Origin of the sequence: Aquabacterium parvum (genome assembly GCF_001447195.1) — a bacterium.
Lineage (GTDB): Bacteria > Pseudomonadota > Gammaproteobacteria > Burkholderiales > Burkholderiaceae_C > Aquabacterium > Aquabacterium parvum.
Genome location: NZ_LFRI01000461.1, coordinates 1 through 273 on the forward strand (window position 1 = coordinate 1; position 273 = coordinate 273).

Annotated in this window: 1 protein-coding gene; it reads right to left on the reverse strand. The window is 65.2% G+C overall.

All coding sequences use genetic code 11. From position 1 onward, the window contains the following. Positions 1–14: 14 nt before the first annotated feature. The coding region (locus tag ABG80_RS22980; RefSeq protein WP_160322595.1) for a hypothetical protein at positions 15–273 on the reverse strand (259 nt) is incomplete at its 5' end.

Here is a 273-nt window from a genome sequence, read left to right on the forward strand (position 1 = left end):
ACGTGCATCCATCCTCACACCTTGCCCCCCTCATAGGCGAGGCTCACCGACGCGCCAGGAGCCCACGCACGCACCGGCACGGACACCTGCTCACCCACTCGGCCCTCGAAAGGCTTGGTGTCCGGAACTGTGAGGGGGAAGAGTTGAACGAGGCCACGGTTATCGAGGCCCTCGATCTGGAGAACCGGGCGGGTGGGGATCACCTCGCCGGTCTTCTTGTTGACGCCACCACCCAGGGTGGTGACTGCTCGAATGGTGCCGGTCAGCGTGAGC